This window comes from Streptomyces sp. WAC04114 (assembly GCF_019733245.1).
GTDB lineage: Bacteria > Actinomycetota > Actinomycetes > Streptomycetales > Streptomycetaceae > Streptomyces > Streptomyces massasporeus_A.
Genome location: NZ_JAIGQA010000017.1, coordinates 39,463 through 62,324, shown reverse-complemented (window position 1 = coordinate 62,324; position 22,862 = coordinate 39,463). Strand labels below are relative to the sequence as shown.

The 22,862-nt window shown below is 69.9% G+C and carries 17 protein-coding genes and 5 pseudogenes; 10 read left to right on the top strand and 12 right to left on the bottom strand.

The window, feature by feature from the left end; genetic code table 11:
• Positions 1–46: 46 nt before the first annotated feature.
• The 3 genes and pseudogenes from K4G64_RS07845 to K4G64_RS07835 form a co-directional block, all read right to left on the bottom strand.
• Positions 47–387 (bottom strand): annotated as a pseudogene (locus K4G64_RS07845) (transcriptional regulator); the annotation flags it as partial.
• 79 nt (positions 388–466) lie between these two features.
• Positions 467–2,425, bottom strand: a pseudogene (locus K4G64_RS07840) (protein-arginine deiminase domain-containing protein).
• Between the two features lie 160 nt (positions 2,426–2,585).
• On the bottom strand, positions 2,586–3,008 hold the full coding sequence (locus tag K4G64_RS07835) for a DUF350 domain-containing protein (RefSeq protein WP_030850679.1): 423 nt from the start codon (positions 3,006–3,008) through the stop codon (positions 2,586–2,588).
• Positions 3,009–3,284: 276 nt separating this feature from the next.
• On the opposite strand from K4G64_RS07835, the gene K4G64_RS07830 reads away from it, so the two are divergent.
• Positions 3,285–3,989 carry a 2-phosphosulfolactate phosphatase gene (locus tag K4G64_RS07830; RefSeq protein ID WP_221755296.1) on the top strand — a complete coding sequence of 235 codons (705 nt, stop codon included), beginning with the start codon at positions 3,285–3,287 and terminating at the stop codon, positions 3,987–3,989.
• Positions 3,986–5,059, top strand: coding sequence for an enoyl-CoA hydratase/isomerase family protein (locus K4G64_RS07825; protein ID WP_221755295.1), 1,074 nt, complete (start codon positions 3,986–3,988; stop codon positions 5,057–5,059). The genes K4G64_RS07830 and K4G64_RS07825 overlap by 4 nt, the downstream gene beginning before the upstream one ends.
• An 83-nt stretch (positions 5,060–5,142) precedes the next feature.
• On the opposite strand, the gene K4G64_RS07820 is transcribed toward K4G64_RS07825, so the two are convergent.
• Together K4G64_RS07820 and K4G64_RS07815 are read right to left on the bottom strand one after the other, a co-directional pair.
• Positions 5,143–6,183, bottom strand: a complete 1,041-nt coding sequence (locus tag K4G64_RS07820) for a vWA domain-containing protein (RefSeq protein WP_221755294.1) — start codon at positions 6,181–6,183, stop codon at positions 5,143–5,145.
• 79 nt (positions 6,184–6,262) lie between these two features.
• A complete protein-coding gene (locus tag K4G64_RS07815; protein ID WP_221755293.1) occupies positions 6,263–6,634 on the bottom strand; it encodes a DUF6234 family protein in 372 nt (123 codons plus the stop codon).
• Between the two features lie 125 nt (positions 6,635–6,759).
• Between K4G64_RS07815 and K4G64_RS41325 the strand changes: the two are divergent.
• Positions 6,760–6,918 (top strand): annotated as a pseudogene (locus K4G64_RS41325) (hypothetical protein); the annotation flags it as partial.
• 216 nt (positions 6,919–7,134) lie between these two features.
• Here K4G64_RS41325 and K4G64_RS07810 read toward each other — a convergent pair.
• Positions 7,135–8,286 carry a S1 family peptidase gene (locus tag K4G64_RS07810; protein ID WP_221755292.1) on the bottom strand — a complete coding sequence of 384 codons (1,152 nt, stop codon included), beginning with the start codon at positions 8,284–8,286 and terminating at the stop codon, positions 7,135–7,137.
• A gap of 325 nt (positions 8,287–8,611) precedes the next feature.
• On the opposite strand from K4G64_RS07810, the gene K4G64_RS07805 reads away from it, so the two are divergent.
• Together K4G64_RS07805 and K4G64_RS40975 are read left to right on the top strand one after the other, a co-directional pair.
• Positions 8,612–9,067 (top strand): hypothetical protein, encoded by a 456-nt coding sequence (locus K4G64_RS07805; RefSeq protein ID WP_221755291.1) that lies wholly within the window; start codon positions 8,612–8,614, stop codon positions 9,065–9,067.
• Complete coding sequence (locus K4G64_RS40975; protein WP_221755290.1) at positions 9,054–11,867, top strand: tetratricopeptide repeat protein; 2,814 nt, start codon at positions 9,054–9,056, stop codon at positions 11,865–11,867. Before K4G64_RS07805 ends, K4G64_RS40975 begins: the two co-directional genes overlap by 14 nt.
• A 16-nt stretch (positions 11,868–11,883) precedes the next feature.
• Here K4G64_RS40975 and K4G64_RS07795 read toward each other — a convergent pair whose 3' ends face one another.
• Positions 11,884–12,306 carry a hypothetical protein gene (locus K4G64_RS07795; protein WP_221755289.1) on the bottom strand — a complete coding sequence of 141 codons (423 nt, stop codon included), beginning with the start codon at positions 12,304–12,306 and terminating at the stop codon, positions 11,884–11,886.
• Positions 12,307–12,369: 63 nt separating this feature from the next.
• The gene (locus tag K4G64_RS07790) at positions 12,370–12,855 is read right to left on the bottom strand and encodes a DUF2975 domain-containing protein (protein ID WP_221755288.1); all 486 of its coding nucleotides are present in this window, start codon (positions 12,853–12,855) and stop codon (positions 12,370–12,372) included.
• Positions 12,856–13,034: 179 nt separating this feature from the next.
• Between K4G64_RS07790 and K4G64_RS07785 the strand changes: the two genes are divergently transcribed.
• The gene (locus K4G64_RS07785; RefSeq protein WP_221755287.1) at positions 13,035–13,661 is read left to right on the top strand and encodes a hypothetical protein; all 627 of its coding nucleotides are present in this window, start codon (positions 13,035–13,037) and stop codon (positions 13,659–13,661) included.
• 73 nt (positions 13,662–13,734) lie between these two features.
• Here K4G64_RS07785 and K4G64_RS07780 read toward each other — a convergent pair whose 3' ends face one another.
• From K4G64_RS07780 to K4G64_RS07770, 3 genes are all read right to left on the bottom strand, one after another.
• Positions 13,735–14,304: a DUF6328 family protein gene (locus K4G64_RS07780; protein WP_221755286.1), complete on the bottom strand. Its 570-nt coding sequence runs from the start codon at positions 14,302–14,304 to the stop codon at positions 13,735–13,737.
• 48 nt (positions 14,305–14,352) lie between these two features.
• Positions 14,353–15,081: a thioredoxin domain-containing protein gene (locus tag K4G64_RS07775; RefSeq protein WP_308122268.1), complete on the bottom strand. Its 729-nt coding sequence runs from the start codon at positions 15,079–15,081 to the stop codon at positions 14,353–14,355.
• Positions 15,082–15,205: 124 nt separating this feature from the next.
• A complete protein-coding gene (locus K4G64_RS07770; protein WP_221755285.1) occupies positions 15,206–17,098 on the bottom strand; it encodes an ATP-binding cassette domain-containing protein in 1,893 nt (630 codons plus the stop codon).
• A gap of 316 nt (positions 17,099–17,414) precedes the next feature.
• On the opposite strand from K4G64_RS07770, the gene K4G64_RS07765 reads away from it, so the two are divergent.
• The 4 genes and pseudogenes from K4G64_RS07765 (at position 17,415) to K4G64_RS07750 (ending at position 21,593) form a co-directional block, all read left to right on the top strand.
• Positions 17,415–18,371, top strand: a complete 957-nt coding sequence (locus K4G64_RS07765; RefSeq protein WP_221755284.1) for a GlxA family transcriptional regulator — start codon at positions 17,415–17,417, stop codon at positions 18,369–18,371.
• Positions 18,372–18,508: 137 nt separating this feature from the next.
• Positions 18,509–19,507, top strand: a complete 999-nt coding sequence (gap, locus tag K4G64_RS07760) for a type I glyceraldehyde-3-phosphate dehydrogenase (RefSeq protein WP_221755283.1) — start codon at positions 18,509–18,511, stop codon at positions 19,505–19,507.
• Positions 19,508–19,837: 330 nt separating this feature from the next.
• Positions 19,838–20,062, top strand: a pseudogene (locus K4G64_RS07755) (hypothetical protein); the annotation flags it as partial.
• A gap of 208 nt (positions 20,063–20,270) precedes the next feature.
• Positions 20,271–21,593, top strand: a complete 1,323-nt coding sequence (locus K4G64_RS07750) for an aldehyde dehydrogenase family protein (RefSeq protein ID WP_221755282.1) — start codon at positions 20,271–20,273, stop codon at positions 21,591–21,593.
• 99 nt (positions 21,594–21,692) lie between these two features.
• Here the strand turns inward: K4G64_RS07750 and K4G64_RS07745 are convergent.
• Positions 21,693–22,744 (bottom strand): annotated as a pseudogene (locus tag K4G64_RS07745) (fatty acid desaturase).
• Positions 22,745–22,862 lie beyond the last annotated feature (118 nt).

Sequence of the window (22,862 nt, the reverse complement as noted above, 5' to 3'; positions counted from 1 at the left end):
CGCTCCGGTGCCCGGGCCAGGCCGATGAAGACGACAACGGGCTCTGGCGTTCGTTCGTGGCGCCGGAGGCTTCGGTGGCGGCCCAGGACGCCAGCAGGTGCAAGGCCTGTTCGGATGGTGAGCCGGACTCGGCGGTGTAGACGGCCATGGCCGGGCCTGGGTCGGCGGTCGGCTCCAGGCCCTCGAAGGCCAGTGTGAGCTTCTCCCCGACCACCTCGTGCCGGAAGCGTTTGATGCCCCTGCCGTGGCGGTGGACGTTGTGGGCGCCCCCCAGTGGGTGCGCAACTCCGCGCTTCGGGCGGACAGTTCACCGACGAGATCGTGCAGATCCTTGTCTTACGGATTGCGGCCGGCCTCGGTGCGCAGGATGGCAACGGCGCGGTGGGCCGAACCCGTCATCGACGAGCGCTACGACGGCCCCCGCACCCGCAGCAGGTAACCCCGCCGCGCCGGCTGAAGGCGCCGTCTAGGGCTCGTTGCGGTTCACCACCGGACTCCGCCACCACGCGGCACTCGCGTCGCGCAGGGTGTTGGTGCCGCAGTGCACTTCACCCATGCCGAGGTGGTACGTGTACCAGTCGTCGATGTACGACACCTTCATGCCGACCCGCTCGTAGACGGCGGTGACGGCCTCCGTGAAGATGTCCTTGCCGTTGACGACGGGCCCCCACTGGCGTGGCGCGAGGTAGCGGTCGCGCCCCAGGAGCAGGCCGTTGACCGCACCGGGAACGTACGCACCGGTCGTCACCGTCGCCGCAGCCGCGGCCCGCGCGGCGGGGTTCCCGGCGAGCCACTTCTGCTGGCCGTGGTCCCCGAGGCCGTCCACGAGGTCGGAGCCGGCGCCCATACGCGTCAGGCGGGGCACGGGAATCTCCTGCCCCTCGCCGCTCAGAGCCTCTGAGCCCCGGGTGTACAGCGCGGGCACCCGCACGATCTCCTCGTCGGTGACCCTGGTCTCCCGCTTGAGGATCTCCAGGTTGGCCGCGATGCGCCGGGCCGCCATCTCGTTGTCGGCCACGAGGTGACGGGAGGCGAGCGCCTGGTCGATGGTCTCCTTGGGCGCCGGAGTGTCACTGCGGCCCGGAACGGAGAACATCTTCGTGTTGCCGTGGCCGTCGCGCTTGGCGTCGCGCAGCAGCCGCAGCCCCGCCTGCGGGTCGGCGACCCCGATGCGCCAGCCGCGCGGGGTGTCGGCTGGCAGGAACTGCACGAACTCGTCGACGTGTCCCACGCTCAGCCACGAGGTGTCCAGCAGCAGCGGGTCCTGCATCCCCTGGGACTTGAGGAGAGTCCGCATCACCTTCGACGGGCGCGCCCCGCTGTCCTTGCGCTCGCCCATGATGATCCGCCCGGCCGGGAAGGAGCGACCGCCGTGCGCGTAGGGCGGGATGGTCTCCAGGTTTCCCATGGAGTTGAGCGACCAGTCGTCGGGCTCCGCAGGGTCGTTCACCTGCACGACGCCGACGTCCCGGCCGCGCACTCGCTCGAACAGTTCCCGGCCCGCGTCCCGGTCCGGCTGCGCGGAACGCAGCATCACCCGCATCACATGCCGCCGGCCGCCCGGCCCGGTCATGCTGACGTAGGCCGGCTCGACGAAGTCCTGGGCTCAGCGGTCGGCGTATTTCTCGAACGTGATCAACGGCGTGGTGATGCCCGCCTTCTTGACCTCCTTCCCGAGGGCGGTGACGAACTCCCGCTGAAGGCGGCTGTCCGGGCCCTCGCCCTGGACCTCGGACACCATCACCTGCTGCGTGTTCTGCAGGTGATGCTGGGTCAGCAGCGGCGCGACGCGCAGGGTCACCGCGTCGGAGGTGGACGTCCGCCCGGACGTCACGGTCAGCCGGACCACGGCGCGGCCGTCCCACTTCGTGCCGTCCCGCACCACGTCGGTGGCCTCGACGCCGAACTCCACACCCGCACGCAGCTCGGCTGCCGTCAGCCTGGTCGCGGACGTCACGAGGATCCACTTACCCGCGCGCTTGAGGAAGAGGTGCGCGTGCACGCCACCCGTGGCGATCTTCAGCCTGCCCGTGGCGTCCGCGGGGAGGTCCGGCAGGGGCACGGAACGGATCCGGGCGAGGTCGGCGGCGTCCTCGGTGCCGTTGACCTTCGTGTCCGTGCCGTCGTTGCAAGTGGCCAACTTGGCGTCGGACAGCGGTGCGCCACCGGGCCCGCTCACCGGACACCGCTTCGTGTCGTCATCGATGTTGGGCAGATACACAGCCCCACGCTCGACGGACCAGCCGTCCTCGCCGGCGGTGTCGCTGCCACCGGTGACATCGACCCGCCCGTCGCGGTTGACGTCCGCCCGCAGATCCGCGCGCCCGTCGGCGGCGAAGGCGGAGCCGGCCGGCCCGGCCAGCACCGATCCGGCGGCGGCCATGGCCAGGACCACCGACCCGGCCGGGTACAGGCGCGACCGCATACGTCTGGGTGAACGCACAGCACGTTCCTCTCAGTTGGGGGGCTTCGCCCTGCAAGAGGAAGGACGGTGGCTGTGCGTTCACTGTGCGCCGAGAGTTGCTACCTACGATTTTGCCGACAGCACCGTGGTCGAGCCGGTGGCGCGCAGAACCTGTCGCCGGTCAGGCGATGGACGCCGAAATGATGGCGGACACCGCGAGGTTGCAGGAGGCCGTCACCCAGACCGCGGGATGAGGCTCCTCCTCGACCAGCGTCGCGCCCAGACGCCCGGGCGTGACCAGGTCCACCACCAGGAACGCCACCGCCATCATCACCAGTCCCAGCAGACCGAACGCCGCGGTCGAGACCAGTCCCTTGCCGAAGTCCTCGTAGGTCGTCCATATGGACGTGAACACGATGCCGCCGATACCGAGCAGCGCGGAGCTGAGGACCGTGGCGGCGTTGCGATTGCGCTGTTCCCAGATCTGCCGGCCGAGCTTTCCGGGCGTCAGCACGTCGACCAGGACGATGCCGAGGACCAACAGAACCAGCCCCAGACCGCCGTATGCAGTGGCCCGCCCGAGTCCGTTGACGATGTCGCTCATGGGGTTGGCAACTCCGAAGCGTAGAGATCATGAGTGATCGCGGTCAAAGAGAGGCAAAATGTAGCGCACACGCGCCACCCGCCGAACGGCGCCCGGGTCCACCAGGAAGGAACACCGACGACGGCGCGAAGGACACCGACGGCGGCGCGAAAGATCACCGGCGACGGGGAGGGGGGAGGATCGTCGGCGATGGCACGCAAAGGGCGGCGTCCACGGGCGAGGTGATGCGCGTCACTGCCTGACCGCGTTCTCCGGGGCATGCGCGATCATGACGGGATGGACGCTCGCTTCCTCGGCATCACCGAGTTGACCGAAACCCCCACCGTGGCGGTCGTGATCGACGTCATGCGGGCCTTCACGGTCGCTGCCTGGGCCTTCGGGCAGGGTGCGGAAAAGATCGTTCTCGCCGAGTCGCTGGACGAAGCCGTGGCCCTCAAGGCTCGCCACCCGGACTGGGTCGCACTCAAGGACGGCCCGCCGGCGCCCGGGTTCGACACGGTCAACTCGCCGGGCCTGCTGCGGTCGCTCGACCTCACCGGACGGACCGTCGTGCAGAAGACCACGGCAGGGACGGTCGGCGCCCTGGCGGTCAAGGAGGCCTCACTCGTACTGTGCGCCGGCTTCGTCGTGGCGGAGGCAACGGCTCGGCTGCTTCGGACGCGCGCGGGCGGCAGCGTCACGTTCGTGGTCACCGGCGAGGACGGGCAGGCCGACGAGGACCTGGCGTGCGCCGAGTACATCGCTCGGAGAGCCACGGAGGCCCGGACGGACGCGGCCGACTTCCTCCGCCGCGCCGAAGGGGCGCGCGCCGCCGCCGAGCTGGCGGAAGGCGTGCGTCAAGGAGTCCACCCCGACGACGTCGCACTCTGTCTCGAGCTCGACCGGCTCCCCTTCGCCATGGTGGCGTCCCTGGAGGACTCGCTCATGGTGCTCCGTCCCACACGCGAACCCGTGCCGAGCCCGGGGGAGGAGTCCCGATGAGCCGACCCGAGGAACACGAACCCGTCCTCTTCCACACCGAGGGGCGCGCCGCCCGCATCACGCTCAACCGGCCTCGGGCCCTCAACGCCCTCACCCACACCATGGTCCGCCGTATCGACGAGGCGCTCACCGCCTGGGAACGGGACCCTGCCGTGGAGACCGTCGTCATCACCGGCGCGGGGGAGCGCGGCCTGTGCGCCGGCGGTGACATCCGTGCCATCCACGACGACGCCCGTGACGGTGACGGCACGGCCTCCGCCGCGTTCTGGCGCGACGAATACCGCCTCAACGCCCGCATCGCCCGCTGGCCCAAGCCGTACGTCGCCGTGATGGACGGCATCGTGATGGGCGGTGGTGTCGGTGTCTCGGCGCACGGCAGCGTCCGTGTCGTCACCGAGCGGTCCCGGGTCGCCATGCCGGAGACCGGCATCGGTTTCGTGCCGGACGTGGGTGGCACCCACCTGCTCGCCGCGGCCCCGGGAGAACTGGGTACCCACCTCGCCCTGACAGGCGGTCAGATCGGCGCCGCCGACGCGCTGCTGTGCGGGCTCGCCGACCACTACGTGCCGACGGCCGCACTGCCGGAACTCCTGGACGCCCTGGCCGAGTCGCCCGTGGGCGAGGCCCTGGCACGCTATGCACGGACCCCTGAGGGGGGCACACTGGCCGCCCGGCGCGACTGGATCGACGCCTGCTACGCCGCCGACACCGTCGAGGAGATCGTGCGCCGGCTGCTCGCACACGGCGACCCCGCCGTGAAGGAGACCGCGGAAACCCTGCTCGCCAAGTCGCCGACCGCCCTCAAGGTCACCCTCGCCTCCCTGCGCCGCGCCCGGAGGCTCGGCACGCTGGAACTGGTCCTGAACCAGGAGTACCGCGTCTCCTGCGCGGCCCTGGGCACGCCCGACCTGGTGGAAGGAATCCGGGCCCAGGTCGTCGACAAGGACCGTAGGCCGCGCTGGTCACCGAAGACCCTGGGCGAGGTGACCGACGCCGATGTCGAGCGCTTCTTCACCCCGCTCGGTGAGTGGGAACTCGGCCTGTCGCCGCCATGCGCTGAAGGCACATGACTCGTCGGCGATGCCGTGGAACGGACGCGTGATGGGACGCCGGGGCGGCGAAGCCTCCGGCACCCCATCGGCTTCATGAAAGGTCAGAGCATAAGCAGCAGTCGCGTGTTGGGAACGAGCTTCCGGTTGACGCTGGTGCTCTGCACGAAAATGGTGAAGTGGTCGTTGTGGTCAGGCTTGACGCGGACTTCCGTGTCGGGCAGGCCGAGCAGGGATCGGGCCTCGGGTCCCGTATAGACGCGGTCCGTCTTCTTTTCGAGCACCGCGATCTGCTTTTGTGCCTGGACCTTTTCCGACTTGCTGAGCTCGTAGAACGCACCACCGGTCCGGTAGGTGTGCCCGCATTCGACGACCCATTCCTTGATACCCGCATTGCGGGCCACCGGGATCAACTGGTACTTCGACGGGTCGACCGGGGTGAGGCCGGCCGCCTTGATGGTGTCCTCGTTGACCGCTTCCGCCCCCGTGGAGAACACCGCCCGCGATCCACGGATGCCCTGGGTGCGGCCCATCATGAAGTTCTCCGTGGCCTGCCGGATGACCTGCCCGGCCTCCTCCAGGCCCTGCGTGCTGGTGGCGTCCCATATGGCGATGTTGTCCTTGGGGAAGCCGCACTGCATGGCCTCCCGCTTGCCCATCTGGTCGGGCACCAGCACGGCCAGCGTCCAGTTGTCCTGCTGCCGCTCGATCATCTCGGCCACGGCCTGGACCAGTTGGCGTGGATTCCTGACGGGGGCGTCCTCGCAGCGGTGGCTCGCGTTCTCCTGCCCGTCGGTGAGCACGAACGTCAGGAAGCTGTGGTCGCCGTACAGTTGGGCCGTCTGGGCCAGCTCCCGCTGCGACTTCAGTGCGGCCGCCAGAAGGGCCGTCATTCCACCGGTCCGGTAGAGCTGCTTGAGCGACGGCATGCGCAGCACGTCCTTGTCGTAGATGACGCACTCCACCTTGTCGGCGAAGACGTACACCGTGACGCGGGTTTCCTGGTCCAATTCCCTGGAGCGGCGCGCGAGATAGGCGATCTGCTGGTCGGCGACCTCGACGACTTTCCGGCTCAGGTGCGACATCGACGAGCTCGCATCCAGCACTAGAGCAACGTGATTGATGTAGTTCTGGGTTCCGGACATCACAGCTCCCCCTTGTTCCGACTTGATGCTCCGATCCTCTCACCCACCACTGACAATCGATCTTGGTTCCTATGCCGGCCTACGACAGCAGCATGCGCGTCCAGGCGACGGCCAGAAGCCCGCAGACGAGTGTGAACAGGCCCTGCACGACGGCCGTCACGGGCATCCGCAGCCGGGCGTGCACGAAGGCGCCGACAGCCGCCACGGCCGGCGTGCCCCAGATGACGCACCACGCCAGGACGGGGGTGTCGCGAGAGTGCACGCGGCGCGGGGAGTCTGGTGACGGAGCGGTCCCGAGGCCGACCGCGACGAGCAGCAACGCGGCGACGACGACGATGACCGCGTCCGCGACCAGGAGCAGCAGGGCGACGCCGACGTCGATCAGTCGGGAAGGGCGTTCACGCCGGGCAGGCGCCGGGGAGCCCTGGTCGTCCGCGGGCGGAGATGCCATGACCCGACTGCACCACGGAATGACACGTTCGGCACCGCCCGGGACGGCGACCGCCTGACGTCCGGCCCCGGGCCCGCACGCCGTACCGGCCCTGGGCGGACAAGGCCGGTGTCTGGTACCTCGTCGCCGACCACGTCGGCGAACCCCGCCCCTTCCGCACCGACCGCGCGCTGTCCGCCACCGTCCTCGACCAGCCCGCCCGGCACCGCGACGCCTGGAGTTGTCCGGCGTCTGGGAGGCCCTGCGACGCCGTATCGACGGCATTCCCGCCCCACTCGCCGTGACCGCGTCCGCAACGAGGTCCCCCCCCGAGCACCTCCGCCGGGCGCTGGCCCGGAGAGCCGCCGCGATCCTCGCGTCCCACTGACAGCGCGCGTCGGGAGGGGCCTGCCCCATCTGCCGGCCACCGGCGTCTCGGTGAGCTCGCCTGGAGCGGGCGTCCGAGCGGGCGCCGTCGGCCGAAGTGGCGTACGGCGCCCGCTCGCTGTGCTGATCAGTGGTCAGGCCGTGTGCAGCCGAAGCCCGTACCGGTTAAGGATCTCGTTGACGGGCTGGTGCCAGGTCTCCCCGCCGCTGCCGCAGTTGCCCCAGCCGCCGGAAGTGACGCCCTGGGCCTGGTCCCCGCTGATGAAGGAACCGCCCGAGTCACCGGGCTCGGCGCAGACGCTCGTCTTCGTCATCTGGTGGACGGCGCCCTGGCTGTAGTTCACCGTCTCGTTCTTCGCCAGCACGGTGCCGCAGTGCCAGTGCGTGGTGGAACCGGAACGGCAGACGGAGGCGCCCACCGGCGCTTCGGCGGAGCCACGGACGAGCCGGTCGGGAACCGTGCCCCAGCCGAGCACGACCGGCACGGTCCACCAGCCGCTGCCCACGTTCACCCAGGCGTAGTCGTCTCCCGGGAACGACGACCCCTGGAAGTTGCCGATGTACGACCGGTCCCAGCCGTACACCGCCGCACTCGGCGAGCCGCAGTGCCCGGCGGTGACGAAGCCGCCGTGCACGGAAAAGCCGATGGAGCAGCGGACGTTGCCGGTGTAGTACGGGTCGCCGCCCACGGTGCCGGCGGCGAAGGTCCGCGGTGCGGACGGGGTCTCCCGCACCGTGACGGGACCGGCCGCGCGGGCCCGGGTCAGGAAGGCCCGGACATCGTTGTCGTCCCGGTGCGCCGCGACGACGTCCACGACGACCTTGTTGGCCTTCGGGTCCACGTGCCAACTCCCGACTCCGGCGGGCGCGGACAACGCGTCGATACGCTTCTTCGCCGCGTCGAGCTGCCGTGCGCTGAACCGCACGAGCCGCACGGTCGCGCCGGTCGCCCGTACCGCGTCGGCGTGCGCGGCGCGGGTCACGGCGACGGTGAGTCTGCCGCTGCCGGCGTCGTACCAGGAGCCGCCGTAGGCCGAACCGGCGGCGTTCCGCGCCTTGTGCTCGACGGCTGTGGCGGTCTTCTCCGCGGCCAGGCGCGCTACGGCCTCGCCCCGGGTGAGCCCCAAGTCGCGCTGCATCGCGGAGAGGAGGCCCGACGAGGCCGGTGCCTCGGCGGAGCGCGGGGGAACGTCGGCGGCGGAGGCCGGGAGGGTGCTCGCGGTCGCCCAGGTGCCGAGCAGCAGCAGCGCGGACAGTCCGGTGCGCAGAATGGTGGTGCGTCTCAAGGGATGCCCCTTCGTTGTTCCAGCAGGGTGGGGGTGGAACAGCAGAGCTTGAGAGCGCTCTCGGATACGCGCGGCAGAGCCTAGCCCGTGATCATGAAAAGGTCTATGCCTGTGCCCGCGGGTGCTGGTCCGCAACTGACGTACGGCCGACGGGGATTGAGATACCTCGGACCGGCCGGTGGTCGTCGCTCTCCTGCCTGGGGAAGCGCCCCGTCGTATGCGATAGCCGAAGCGCGAGCATCTGTCCCTGCTTTCCATGTTTTGGTCCGGGCGACCGGTTTTCGTCTGTACCTCTGACATCACGCGTCGAGACAAGGGGGGACGCATGCAGCGCGCAAGGCGTTGGGCCGTCACGGTGTTCGCGGGGGCAGGCTCGTTCGTGGTCTGTCTGTGGTCGGCCAGGGCCGCACCCTTCGGTTTCCTGCCCACAGCGGAGGCCGACCGGTGGCTGGTGGCGACGACGTTCGCGACGACGGTGACCACGCTGGTCGGAGCCGCGGCGGCCTGGTGGGCCGGGGACAGGGGCCGATCGGGCACCGACCCCACGGACCACCGCTCCCCGGGGACCTCACGCCCGCCCCGCTCCGCAACCCGGGTGCGGCAGAGCGCGACGGCGTCGGACGCTGCCAGGGTCACGCAGATCGCAGGGCACACCGGACACGCCGGTCCCGAGGAGCGCCCCGACACGGTGACGCAGCGCGCGACGGCGTCGGGCCGGGCCGGCATCACCCAGGTCGGCGGGAGCGACGGCACGAGGGGTCCCGTCCGTGGGGTTCGGTAGGAGCAGGGCCGAGCGGTCCCAGGCCGCCACGGCATCCGGACACGGCCATGTGATCCAGGTCAATGGCGACGGCAACATGGTCTGCGCGTCGGGCCCCGAGCACCCGACGCCGATGCTGCGCCTCCCCGCGGAGCCGACGCACCTGGCCGGCCGGGAGAAGGAAGCCGAGGACGTACTGGCACTGCTGGCCCCCTCGTCCCGGGCGCGTGCCACCCCCGTCGTCTCGGTGCTGTCCGGGCTGCCCGGCATCGGCAAGACCGCCCTGGCCCTCCATGTCGCCCATCAGGCCGTGGCGCGGGGGTGGTTCCCCGGTGGTGCCCTCTTCCTTCACCTGCGGGGCCATGACCCGGCCGGTCCGGTCGGCGCGGAGGAGGCCATCGGCACGCTGGCGCGGGCCCTGTGCGTGGAGGACGCGATGACACCGGACGAGCAGACGGGTCTGTGCCAGGCCGCGCTCAACCGGCTCGCCGACGAGGGCAGGGCCGTCCTGCTGATCGCCGACGACGCGTCCAGCGCCGCGCAGATCGAACGCCTCGTGCCCGCCCGCTCCGCACACCGACTGCTGGTGACCTCCCGACACCTGCTCACCGGGCCCTCGTTCCAGGCTCGGTTGTTCGGCCTGGACGAGCTGGAACCGCGCGGTGCCGCGGACCTGATCGCCGAGGCGCTCAGGCACGCCCGACCCGACGATCCACGGCTGCGGGAGACCGACGCGATCGCCGAACTCGCCGGGCACTGCGGCCACCACCCACTCGCCCTGCAGATCGCCGCTTCCCTGCTCACCACCGACCCCGGCCGGGCCATCGTCGAACTCGTCGCCGAACTCGCCGACGCCCACACCCGCCTGGACGTCCTGCGCTACGAGGACGGTGGGCACACGACAGCGGTCCAGGCGGCGTTCCACCTCTCCTACCAACGCCTGCTGCCGCACCACCGCCAGTTGTTCCGGCAATTCGCGCTGAATCCCGGCCCGGACACCGGCACGGACGCGGCGGCGGCACTCTGGGGACAGCCGCGTGCCCGCACGCGGAACGGACTTGCCGCGCTCGCCCGGGCCGGGCTGCTGGCGGAGCAGCCGGTGGGTTCGGGACGCTGGCGCATGCACGACCTCCTGCGCGTCTACGCGGCCAGGCTGGTCGAAGGCGACAGCGCCACGTGGCGAAACGCCGCCTTCGCCCGTCTGCTGAAACACTGCCAAAAGCTCGTGCAGGCGGCGAACGCACACCTGCACACCATTGACGACGGGCCCTTGCCGGACGACTTCCGGGACCGCGCACACGCCGTGCAATGGCTGGAGGACGAACGGGCCAACCTGATGGCCCTCATCGCCCGGGCCGCGGTGACCGGACACCCCCGCGCGGTATTGGACCTCCAGGAGAAGATGCGCCCGTTCCTGCTCAGCCGACGCAGCTACGCCACCGACGCCGTGACCGTCAGCCAGCTCGCCGTCGACTGTGCCCGCGAGATCGACCACCCGTGTTGTGAGGCCACCGCCCTGAACTACCTCAGTCAGATCCTCCCCGACTGCGGCAGGGTGGAGGAGGCGGTGGAGGCCGCTTCGAAGAGTCTGGACATCAGCCGGTCACGCGGCGACCGGGCGCGCCAGGCCACGGCGTTGACCAGCCTCGGGGCCGCGCTGCAGCGCGCCGAGAGGTTCGAGGACGCCGTCAAGGCCCATACCGAGAGCCTGACCGTCAGCCGGGAACTCGGCGACCAGGGCTGCATCGGCAAGGCGCTCATGGGCCTGGCCGACACACTGCACGAGACACGCCGCTACGACGAAGCCACCGACGTGCTCAACGAATCCGTACGGCACTTCGCCGCGATGGACGACTGGCATGCGGAGGGTCTGCAACTCATGCGGCTCGGGGACACGTTGTTCGCGATGAAGCAGTCCGCCGAAGCCGTCGAGACCGTCCGCCGCGCCCTCGCCCTCTACCAGGAGCGCGGCGACGAGCACCACCAGGCCATCGCACTGCAGAACCTGTGGTCGGTGAGTGACCTGAGCGCGGAGGAGGCGGTGGACAACTACCAGCGGCTCGTGGCCATCTGCCACAAGGTGTGGGACCGCGCGCTGGAGTCCGTGGCGCTGAACGCCCTGGGCGACAGGCTGAAGCAGCTGAACCGGTACGAGGAGGCTGTCGCGGCCTACCGAGAGGCAGCGGCCATCCATGAGGAGCGTGATGAGGAACGCCTGTTGCTCAAGGTGCTGAACAGCCTCGGCATCGCACTGCGTACGGCTGGGCGTATCACGGAGGCCGTCGAGGTGCATGAACGCGAGATCGAGCTGGCCCGGGCTCGCGGCGACATGCACAAGGAGGCCGAGGCCCTGGAACGCCTCGCCACGACGTTGAGATGTGGACGCCGCCGGCTTCAGGCGGTCGAGGCGCGCATCAAGGCGGTCGGCATCTACCGCGAGCAGAACGACACCTGGTGCGAGGACAGAACACTCGCGGACCTCGGTCTACGGGTTCGCGACGCGCCACGAGCCGAGAGGACCAGGGCCGGGTACACCTGGGTCCTGGCCAACGTGCCTTCGAACAACGCGCTTGGCGAAGAGGGCAGGACCTTGGCCGCCCTCATGGTCATGCAGATGCGAGCTGGGCATGTCATCGCCGCGTTCTGGGCGTGGGTGACCATGATCAAGTGCCTGTGCAGACTGCAGGACGAGGGCGTGGACGAGGCTCCATGGCAGTACATCCAGACGGTGACGCAGCTGTCGAAGACATCGCTCCAGGGCGCTCACCCTTTCCGGGCGTTCATCGCCCTGCGGAACAGGTTCCGCCGACCGACCACTTGAAGTACACCTGGCAGCTCTATCGACTCAGCAACTCGGCGACGCGGGCGGCCGTCTTCTCGCCCGCTCGCTGCTTGAGCAGGCCTTCCTTGGCTGCCGCACGGAGTGTGACCGCCGTGCGGTTCCCCGTGCCCCTGATCACCAGCGCGGTGACCACTACGGGGTTCAAGCCACCGGCACCACCACCGGTCACGACACGAATCGTCTTCTGGTCCCCGCCGGGTTCGACATGGGTGGGCCTCCCTGGCCGCCCCACCCCTTCCAGAACCGTGACGACGTGACGCGCGGCATCGTCGAACGGCAACGGGATGACAAGGTCCATCTCATGGACATTCTTCTTCAACAGCCGTGCCACGAGGCCGGTCAAGCGCCCACTGCCCCCGCTCGTGGCACCCAGCGCCGCAAGCTCTTCCACCAGGATCCGATCCTCGCTCTGCTCCACGCGCGTCACTCTTTCACGGCCTGACCTGTCTGTGCCATGACTTGGTCGACGGCCTGAACGGCGTCAGATCACCTGGTCCAACTCGGCCTCCATTTGTGAGGCTTCGACATCACGAGAGACCGCCTGGGCGAGCAGCATCCGCAGCACGAGCACGATGAGTGCGACGCCCAGGATGGCCACCCCGATCCCGCCCATGATGACGGTGACGCCCGGGTCCTCCCGTTGCCCCGGCGCGTTGATGAGGGTGACGGCGAACCAGAGGAGGGCCGCCGTCACAATCGCGCCGATCACGGCGTCGACGTACCGGAAGGCGGCGGGGGAGAAGACGGTCCGGCGCCGCACCATCGTGAGCAGCCGCCCTACGCAGACCGCGGCTACCTGTGCCGCGACCATGCCCAGGATCGTGATCACGCGCAGTGGGGTCAGCGGGAGCGACCCGTCCTCCGGGTCGGTGGCCAACGCCCACACCATCGATGCCTGCACGAACACGGTGCCGACGAGCACCACCCCGAGCACGGCGCGCAGCGCACCCAGTGTCAGTTTCCCCATCGCCCATCCTTCCATCGACGCACGATGGGAATCTATCGAATGTCGATAGATGAAGCAAAGGTTGGGGACGGAGAACGGGGGACAGGTTTCTGTGGACCAGGAGGGCAACCCTTGGGCCGCTTGATCAGTCTGGTGTGCGGAACCAGAAATTCAGCAGTGCTTTCCAGCCAGGAGTCACCTTGAGCCTCGCCGACCGCCACATCACGACCCTCATGCGGCAGATCGCGACCCAGGACACGATCGAGCTCGTCCACCCCTTCGCCGAGTGGCAGACGTTCGGCGCGCTCGCGTACATCGCGGAGTGCTACGGATTCCGGTACGCCGACGTCCGCCTGGTCGGCAAGCACAAGATCGCGCACATCCACCTCGTCCGCGACACGAGCCCCCAGGCGCAGCAGCGCGCGGCGGCCAACACCGCGGCCTTCCCCGACCCCGGCCCCGGACGGCCGGTGCCGGGCATGTACCTGGGCTCGCTCACGCCGGTCCCCGAGGCGCAGGCGGACGTCGACCTGGTCACCACGCTCATCCGCTACGACGCGGCCGGCGCCGCCGCCAACCGCAAGCAGCTGCTGGCCATGGCATGGGCGGGACCACTGCTGTTCCTGCTGCTGGCGCTGCTGACAGGAAAGTACGCCGTCCTCCTGCCCCTCGCCGTCCTCACCCCGGCGTTCCTGCTGGGCGCACTCCGGATCAACTCGACCCGGCGCGCGACACTGGCCGAGCGACTCCTGGCTGCGGGGTGCACGCGGATGCGTGACGAGGCGGGGCGGGAGCGGTTCGTGCGTCCGGTGACCTACGCGGTGTAGTTGACAAGACGACCGCAGAGTGGCGGCGTACGTCCCAAGCCGGTGAGGACCCCGCCCCACGGCACTCGTGACCCTACGCGTCCGTGGTGCGGGAGCGCCGGTCCCCGCGACGTCGCAGATACAGCGGCAGCGCGTACCAGCAGAGGCCGAACCACACCATGACCCCGGCGACGAGCATTTCGGCGAGCACGCCGGGAACGACGAAACGGAGGATCAGCAGGAGCGTGCAGCCGATGGTCAGGGCGAGGAGGACCATGCCGCACATCATCAGACGGCCGGCGGCTTCGACCACCTCGTCCTTCATGCGCTGCCCGGACAGGAACCGGTGGATGGAGACCGGGGCTATGAGCGCTCCGGTGGCCGCTGCCCCGAGCACCACCGTGGTGACGTAGATGGCGCGGTCCAGCGTCTCCAATTCCCTGAACAGCGGGGTGAAGGCCACGCTGAGCAGAAAACCGAAGAGGATCTGCACGCCCGTCTGCGTGACTCGTGTTTCCTGCAGTATCTCGTTCCAGCGCCGGTTGACTCGCTCCCGCGCGGTCTCGGGCTCCTCGGTACCGGGTCTCTCACCCGTGCCGTTGTGCCGCGCGCAGCACGCGCTGCTCTCGCCTTCCGGCTCGACGGGCCGCTCCGTCGTGGTCATGGCATCCTCCCTGTTCCAGAGGATCCGCTTGCCCCGCCGTCACGCATTTCAACCAGGCATTCCTGGGGCGCACGTCGAGGTCACAAGGTGGTGGCTTCCCACTCCCACGGATTGGCGTGGATCTGTGACAGGAGCTGGGAGAAGGCGGTGCCGTCCTGAAGAACGCCGCTGACTTCCGCGGGAATCCGCTTGTCGTTGATCACCGCGGTGGGTGTGCCCGGCCCTTCGGGCTCCTCCGCTCCTCCGGCCCGCTCGTAGGCCTTCTGCGAAGCGGCCACGAAATCGCGGTACTTCATGTTCTGCCGCGTCGAACGCCGTGCTGCGCAGGCCCTCCACCTGGCCCGCCAACTTCAGCAGGTAGGCGTCGGTGTAGCCATCGACGCTCTCTTCGGGCTGGTTGAGGTAGAGCACCTCGTGGTACTCGAGGAACTTGCCCTCCTTCAGCGCCGCGCGCAGTGCGTTGACCGCCTTCTTGGATCCGCTGCCGCCGACCCCGTCGTCGAGGAAGGAGGCCAGGGTGTACTGCGCCGTCGCGGTACGCTCGAGCATCGCCTTCCGCAACTGCGGGCCCCCGCCCGAGGTCTCGAACTGCTCGCAGACGGGGCAGCGCAGGTCCTCGTACAGGTGCACCTTCACCTTCGCGTCGGGATCGCCGACCATGATGGTGGTGCCGTCCTTACCGAGCTTCTCGGGCAGGTCCTCCATGCTCCCGAAAGCGGGCCGCCGCTCGGGCGGCGCCCCTGATGACTGCCCGCAGCCGGCCAGCGCCAGCACCACGGCAGCGCACCACACGACTCGTCTACTCCCACGCACCACGCGTCATCCCCTCCCCGGAAGAGCAGGGTGACTCTAGATCATGAGCGCGAAACTGCTCGGCGGGCCTGTCCACCGGCCGGTCCGGTCAGCGGTCCTGGGACAGTTCCAGGAGCTCGGCGAAGGTTCCGCCGCCGTGGACGAGGTCGTCGTAGCTCCCCTGCTCGGTGATGCGGCCGTGCTCCATCACGATGATGTGGTCGGCGATCCTGGTGTTCTCCAGGCGATGGGTGACCACGATGGTGATGCGGTCGGCGGCGATGGCCTTGATCTGCTCGAAGATGCCGTGTTCGCCGCGCGGATCCATCTGAGAGGTGGGCTCGTCGAGGATCAGCAATTCGGGCTTGCGGTACAGGGCCCGGGAACAGGCGACGCGCTGCCACAGGCCGCCGGAGAGTTCCGATCCACCGAAGATGTCGCGGGCGAGCAGTGTGTCCAGGCCGGCCGGAAGGTCGTCGACGGCCTCACGCAGGCCGGCGGCCTCGACGGCCTCCCACACGGCCGTGTCGTCATGGGTGCGGGGCTGCCCGAGAGTGATGTTTTCCCGGACCCGCAGCGGCCACTGGGCGAAGATCTGCGGCACGAGGCCGGTGTTCGCCCACACGGTGGCGGGGGCGACTTCGGCGAGGTCCAGACCGTTCCAGCAGACCTTGCCCTTGTCCGGCAGGTAGATCCCGGTGATGAGCCGGGTGAGGGTGGACTTGCCGGAGCCGTTCGCACCGACGATCGCCAGGATCTCGCCGCGCCGCAGCCTGAGGGAGACGCCCTCCACGGCGGGTTTGTCCTTGCCCGGGTACTGATAGACGGCTTCCTCGAGTGTGATCTCCTCGATCGGCGCGGTCACGCTGCGGGTGCCGCGTCGGGGAGCGCGGTCCGCGGCGTCGTCGAGGAACGCCTGGGTGTCGCCGAGGTAGAGGCTGGTGTGGAAGACGGCCGCGCCGTTGACGACGACCTGGGACAGGGCTGCGAGCGTCGTCTGTACGGCGACGACGGCGGTGGCGGCGACCGCGAGGTCGATGCGTCCGCTGACGGCGAGCCAGGCCAGCGCCCCCCAGGTGGCGACGAGGAAGAAACCCCCGGCCAGCGAGGACAGCAGGGAGATGCGCAGGGTCCGTGGCGTGGCGGCGAGGGTGCGGCGGTCACACCGGTCCGACAGGGCTCGGTACCAGTAGGTCAGGTAGTCGGTCATCGAGTTGGCGCGGACTTCGTCGCCGTACTTCGAGGTGGTGGCCCACCAGCGCATCATGCCGCGTACGTTGCGGTCGGCCACGTTGGCGTAGTGGGTCTCGTAGTCCACCCGGGCCGTCATGACGGCCCCGACGCCGGCGGGGAGCACGGCGAGCAGCAGCAGCGGCAGCATCAGCACGTTCAGTACCGACAGGACGCTGCCGGCGGTGACCATGCGGATCAGGGCGGACACGAACCGCTGGGCGTCGGTGACCATCACGTGGCTACGGATCACCCCCATCTCGGCGGCTTCCTGACGGTCCGAGAACCCGTCCACGGCATACGCGGCCGCCTCGACCCGGCACACCGCCTCGACCAGGGCGCTGTCCGTCTCCGTCGTCAGCCGGGGGGTGATGCGACGCTCGGCATACGTGGCCACCGACCCCGCGCCTCGGCCGAGCGAGGCGGCCAACGCCAGCACCAGGAGCGCGGGCAGGGCACTGCGCAGCCGATCGGCCACGGTGGCGTCGGCCAGGAGCGACTCCATGGCCTCGGCGGTCGCGGTCAGCAGGACGGCGGCCGAGACACCGGTGATCACCTGGCAGCCCAGCAGGAGCTGCACCGCACGACGGTCGGTCCTCCACGACAACCGGGCGATCCTGAGCAGCACCTTGGGAATGTGTGCGCACATCCGCCCGAAGGACACCTCGGCCAGCGGATTGACCGCGTACTGCCCGCTGTAAGTGATCTCCGCCGGCGGTGGAAACGGCGGCGGCGCGGTGTCCTGCTGCCCGTGAGATTCAGCTGAAGTCAACGTGGCTCCCCTTCGTCGCGGCTGGTCACGTGGCTCAACGACAGCGCCAGATTTTCGAACACCTGTGTTTCGGACGGACCTGGAACCTTGCGGTTGAGCGCCCGGCGGAGCATGCGCAGCGCACCGACCCTTGCCGTGCAACGGGCGTGGCTGCGAGCGAGGGTGGCCAAAACGCCGACGACGCCCTGCGCGCCGCGGCGGCCGGGGCGGCAGTGGGGCAGCGCGTGTCGGGCGCCGCGGGAGGACGGCTCGGGGTGCCGGCTGCTCGGCCGGGCGGTGGGTGTTCCGGCGCCCCGCTCCCCGTAGCCTCTTCTCCGTGCCGTCCTCCCGTCTCCACCGCGTCGCCGTCCTCGTGCTCGAGGGTGCCAAGCCGCTCGATGTCGGCATTCCCGCGCAGGTCTTCACGACCCGCGCGAGCATGCCGTACGAGATGCGGGTGTGCGGGGCGATGCCCGGTCTGGTGACCGGGGGCGACGGACTCGCGTATCACGTCGCCCACGGACTGGACGCGCTGGCGTGGGCCGACATCGTCTTCGTCCCCGGCTACCGGCACCCGGACCTCGAGGACCCGCCACCACCCGTGGTCGACGCGCTGATCGCCGCCCACGCGCGCGGTGCGCGGCTGGCCGCCATCTCCACCGGGGCTTTCGCGCTCGCCGCGACGGGCCTGCTCGACGGCAGGCGCGCCACGACGCACTGGCACTACACGCGGGCCCTCACGGCCAGGTACCCGCGCATCCAGGTCGACGAGAACGTGCTGTTCGTCGATGAGGGCAGCGTGCTCACCTCGGCGGGCGCCGCCTCCGGCATCGACCTGTGCCTGCACATCCTGCGCGGCGACCTGGGAGTGGCCGCCTCCAACCACGCGGCCCGCCGTCTGGTCGCGGCCCCCTACCGCAGCGGCGGCCAGGCCCAGTACGTGCCGCGCAGCGTGCCCGAGCCGCTCGGAGAGCGCTTCGGCGCCACCCGCGAGTGGGCGCTGCACCGGCTCGGCGAGCCACTCTCCCTCGACCTGCTGGCGCGCCGGGCCGGGGTCTCGGCGCGCACGTTCTCCCGGCGTTTCGTCGAGGAGACCGGCTACACACCGATGCAGTGGGTGATGCGCGCCCGCATCGACCGGGCCCGGGAACTGCTGGAGCGCTCCGAGCGCAGCGTCGAACAGATCGCCGCCGACGTCGGGCTCGGTACGGGCGCGAACCTGCGCCTGCACTTCCAGCACATCCTGGGCACCACACCGAGCGAGTACCGGCGCACCTTCACCCGGGGCGAGTAGCGGTGGCGGGGTCCGTATCGGGATCCGAGGTCCGAGCGGGAGCTTTGGCGGGATCCTTTTGAACCGTGGCGATCGCGCCACTGTCGGCGGCGTGAGCGGCGAGCGAGCCTGGTGGCGATACCGAAGGGACATCACTCATGACTCGCATCGCCATCAACGGATTCGGCCGCATCGGGCGCAATGTGCTGCGCGCCCTGCTGGAGCGCGACAGCGCCCTCGAGATCGTCGCCGTCAACGACCTCACCGAGCCCGCCACGCTCGCGCGCCTGCTCGCCTACGACTCGACGGCCGGCCGCCTCGGGCGTCCGGTGACCGTGGAGGGGGATGTCCTCGTCGTCGACGGCCGCCGGATCAAGGTGCTGGCCGAGCGTGACCCGGCGCAGCTGCCCTGGGCGGAACTGGGCGTCGACATCGTCCTGGAAGCCACCGGCCGCTTCACCTCGGCCAAGGCCGCCCGCGCCCACCTCGACGCGGGCGCGCGCAAGGTGCTGGTCAGCGCGCCGTCGGACGGCGCCGACGTCACCCTCGCCTTCGGGGTCAACACCGACTCCTACGACCGGGACCTGCACACAATCGTCTCCAACGCCTCCTGCACCACCAACGCGCTCGCCCCGCTGGCGAAGGTGCTCGACGACCTCGCCGGTATCGAGCACGGATTCATGACGACCGTGCACGCCTACACGCAGGAGCAGAACCTGCAGGACGGTCCGCACCGCGACGCCCGTCGCGCCCGGGCCGCCGGCGTGAACATCGTGCCGACCACGACCGGTGCCGCCAAGGCGATCGGACTGGTCCTGCCCGGCCTGGACGGCAAGCTGTCGGGCGACTCGATCCGCGTGCCGGTGCCGGTCGGATCGATCGTCGAACTCAACACGACGGTCGCCCGCGACGTGACCCGCGACGACGTGCTGGCCGCCTACCGTGCCGCGGCCGAGGGGCCGCTCGCCGGCATCCTCGAATACTCCGAGGACCCGCTGGTCTCCTCGGACATCGTGGGCAACCCCGCCTCGTCCATCTTCGACTCGGCTCTCACCCGCGTCGACGGCCGCCACGTGAAGGTGGTCGCCTGGTACGACAACGAATGGGGCTTCTCCAACCGCGTGATCGACACGCTGCAGCTCCTCGCCGCCGGCTGACGGGACGCCGCAGGGCGGGCATGGCTACGCTGCCGTCCCGCCCACGCGCCTGCTCCCACACCCCCAGCCCGGCAGCGTCAACGCCTCGCCTGTCATTGCCTCCCGAGGGTGACTGGCCCTTCGGTCGTATCCTGGTGAGCGCCTCACCCCGTCAACAGGACGCCCTGGGGCGCAGGTTGGGCAAACACTCCTTTTCCAGACGATTGCGTGATCTGGTGTCCCGCTGTTCGTCCCTGGTTGTCCGTTGTGCGCGTCACCATCGCAGAGCGCCGGTACCGGCGTGGCGGCGGCGCGCAGCCGGCCGAGTACCGCTTGCGGTCGGCGGTGGGCGAAGGGGTCTGGGTGGCGCACAACCGTAGAGACTGCCGATTCGAGCAGGCCCAGCTGGTGTTCCGGGGCTTCGGGTACAACGACGACGCCGGCGCCTGGCGGGTGGGCCATCACCCACGGTTCCTCGCCCACATCACCGGCGACGGACGCGTCGACATCGTCGGCTTCGGCGGCCCGGGCGTGTATGTGGCCCGGAACCTCTTCCGCCGATTCAGGACCCGCTGACCCTCGAAAGGCCCCCGCGGCCCGCCGACCGAACGGCGCCGCCCAGGAGCCGCCTGGTCGATCCCCGCCGCCGCCTCGCGCGCGCGTCCTGCGGCGGGGACTCGACCCGCTGTGACACACGGCACGGATGTGATGCGGAAACGGTGGAATCCAGAGGTGCGGTCAGAAGGTTGGCATATACATCCGACCGTGACCCTGCGAGGAACCCGTGAACCACTCCGCCCCTGAGCAGCCTGCCGACATCGTCGCCCGTCTGCGCGCCACCTTCCGCACCGGACGTACCAAGCCCGTCGAGTGGCGCACGGCCCAGCTGCGCCGACTGCGCGACATGCTCACGGAGAACGGCGCGGACCTGGCCGCAGCCCTCCACGCCGACCTGGGCAAGAGCACCACCGAGGCCTACCGCACCGAGATCGACTTCACCGTCCGTGAGATCGACCACACCCTCGATCACCTCGCGGACTGGCTGCGTCCCGAGCCCGCCCCGACCCCGGCCCACCTCGGCGCGGACGTGACGGTCTGGACGCAGTACGACCCGCTGGGTGTCGTCCTCGTCATCGCGCCCTGGAACTACCCGGCCCAGCTCCTGCTCGCCCCGGTCGTCGGCGCCCTGGCCGCGGGCAATGCGGTGGTCGCCAAGCCGAGCGAGCTGTCCCCGGCCACTTCCGCTGCCCTGGCCCGGCTGCTGCCGGCGTACCTCGACACCGACGCGGTCACCGTGGTGGAGGGGGGCGTTCCCGAGACCACGGCCCTGCTGGCGGAACGTTTCGACCACATCTTCTACACCGGCAACGGCACGGTCGGCCGTATCGTGCTGCGCGCCGCCGCCGAGCACCTCACCCCGGTCACCCTCGAACTCGGCGGCAAGTCACCGGCGTTCGTCGACCGCGACACCGACCTGGCCGTCGTCGCGGAGCGGCTGGCCCACGGCAAGTTCCTCAACGCCGGACAGACCTGCGTCGCCCCCGACTACGTCCTGACCGATCCGGAGACCGCGACGGCCCTGGAGCCGCTGCTCGCGGACGCAGTGAGGGCGCTGTACGGCAGCGACCCGGCCACCTCCGGCGAGTACGGGCGGATCATCAACGAACGGCACTTCGACCGGCTCACCGGCCTGCTCGACTCCGGACGCACCGTCGTGGGCGGCACGAGTGACCGGACGGCGAAGTACCTCGCGCCCACCGTTCTGGCCGACGTCGATCCCGACGCGCCCGTCATGCGGGAGGAGATCTTCGGCCCCATCCTGCCGATCGTGACGGTCCCCGGCCTCGACGAGGCGATCGACTTCATCAACGACCGGGACAAGCCGCTCGCCCTGTACGTCTTCGCCGAGTCCGACGGGACGCGAAGCCGGTTCGCCGCCGAGACCTCCTCGGGCGGCCTCGGCCATGGCCTTCCCCTCGCCCATCTCACCGTCTCCGACCTGCCGTTCGGCGGGGTGGGGGAGAGCGGCATGGGCAACTACCACGGCCGCTACTCCATCGAGACCTTCAGCCACCGCAAGGCGGTCCTGGACAAGCCGCTGCACTGACGCCCACGGCCGGATCCGCCGGGTCAGCCCTCGGCTGCGGCCCGGCGGCCCGGCGGCCCACCGGGTCAGCCCTCGGCTGCGGCCCGGCGGTCCACGGGGTCAGCCCTCGGCCGGGGCGCGCAGCGGCTCACCGACGCTCCGCAGGTGTCGCAGTGCCTCCCGGTGCGAGGCGATCAGCCCCGTCCGGTGGTACGGGATGCCCAGCTCCGCGCAGTACCGCTCGGTGATGACCTGCGCCCTGGCGAGTGCCGGTGTCGGCATGCTGGGGAAGAGGTGGTGCTCGATCTGGTAGTTGAGCCCGCCCATGAAGGCGTCGACCACTGCGCCGCCCCGGACATTGCGCGAGGTGAGGACCTGGCGGCGCAGGAAGTCCAGCCGGGTGCCCTCCTCGATCATCGGCATCCCCTTGTGGTTGGGTGCGAACACCGAACCGAGGTAGATGCCGAAGAGGCCCTGGTGGACCGCCAGGAAGAGCAGCGCCTTGGCGGGGGAGAGGACTGCGAACAGGCCGCCGAAGTACAACGCGAAGTGAGTCATGAGCAGCGTGCACTCCAGCACGGGCCTCTTCACCGACGTACTTTTCAGCGCGCGGAAGCTGCTGAAACTCAGATTCAAGCCCTCCAGGGTCAGCAGCGGGAAGAAGAGCGCGGCCTGATGCTTCCCGATGAAGCGCGGCAAACCCTGGCCGTGCGCGCCTGCCGGCGCGACCAGACGAGAATGTCCGGCGAGACGTCCGGATCCTTGCCTTCGTGATTGGGGTTCGCATGATGCCGGGTGTGCTTGTTCATCCACCACCCGTAGCTCATGCCCAGCAACAGGTCGGCGACCAGCAGCCCCCCTGCCTCACTGGGCCGCCGCCGGGAGAAGACCTGCTGGTGGGCGAGATCGTGCGCAGCCAGTCCGAGCTGCCCGAAGACCACGGCCAGAGCGACGGCGACGAACATCTGACCCCAACTGTCCCCCATCGCGAGAAACGCGCCGACGCATCCCGTCAGGGCGAGGGCGACCAGTCCGAATCGAACCGTGTAATACAGAGGACGGCGCCGGAGAAGCCCGGCCTCGGCTATACGCCGAGACAATTCCGCGAAATCGCTTCCCCTGTTCCGCTCCTGTCGTTCCCCTTGCGTCGACGGGTTCACCGGAAGCGCCATGGATTTGCTCATGGAGCTCAGTATTCAGATCATTCTCCGGCGGCAGAATGACGTTCACCCCCCGGCCGAGGTGGAGTTGACGCCACCATGAACCGGGGGGAACACCGCATCCGGGAGG

Coding starts and splice junctions, on each gene's coding strand:
- K4G64_RS07835 (WP_030850679.1), bottom strand. CDS start 3,008: ATGAGCGACATCGTCAACGGACTCGGGCGGGCCACTGCATACGGCGGT.
- K4G64_RS07825 (WP_221755295.1), top strand. CDS start 3,986: ATGAGCCGACCCGAGGAACACGAACCCGTCCTCTTCCACACCGAGGGG.
- K4G64_RS07830 (WP_221755296.1), top strand. CDS start 3,285: ATGGACGCTCGCTTCCTCGGCATCACCGAGTTGACCGAAACCCCCACC.
- K4G64_RS07815 (WP_221755293.1), bottom strand. CDS start 6,634: ATGGCATCTCCGCCCGCGGACGACCAGGGCTCCCCGGCGCCTGCCCGG.
- K4G64_RS07780 (WP_221755286.1), bottom strand. CDS start 14,304: ATGACCACGACGGAGCGGCCCGTCGAGCCGGAAGGCGAGAGCAGCGCG.
- K4G64_RS07805 (WP_221755291.1), top strand. CDS start 8,612: ATGCAGCGCGCAAGGCGTTGGGCCGTCACGGTGTTCGCGGGGGCAGGC.
- K4G64_RS07820 (WP_221755294.1), bottom strand. CDS start 6,183: ATGTCCGGAACCCAGAACTACATCAATCACGTTGCTCTAGTGCTGGAT.
- gap (WP_221755283.1), top strand. CDS start 18,509: ATGACTCGCATCGCCATCAACGGATTCGGCCGCATCGGGCGCAATGTG.
- K4G64_RS07790 (WP_221755288.1), bottom strand. CDS start 12,855: ATGGGGAAACTGACACTGGGTGCGCTGCGCGCCGTGCTCGGGGTGGTG.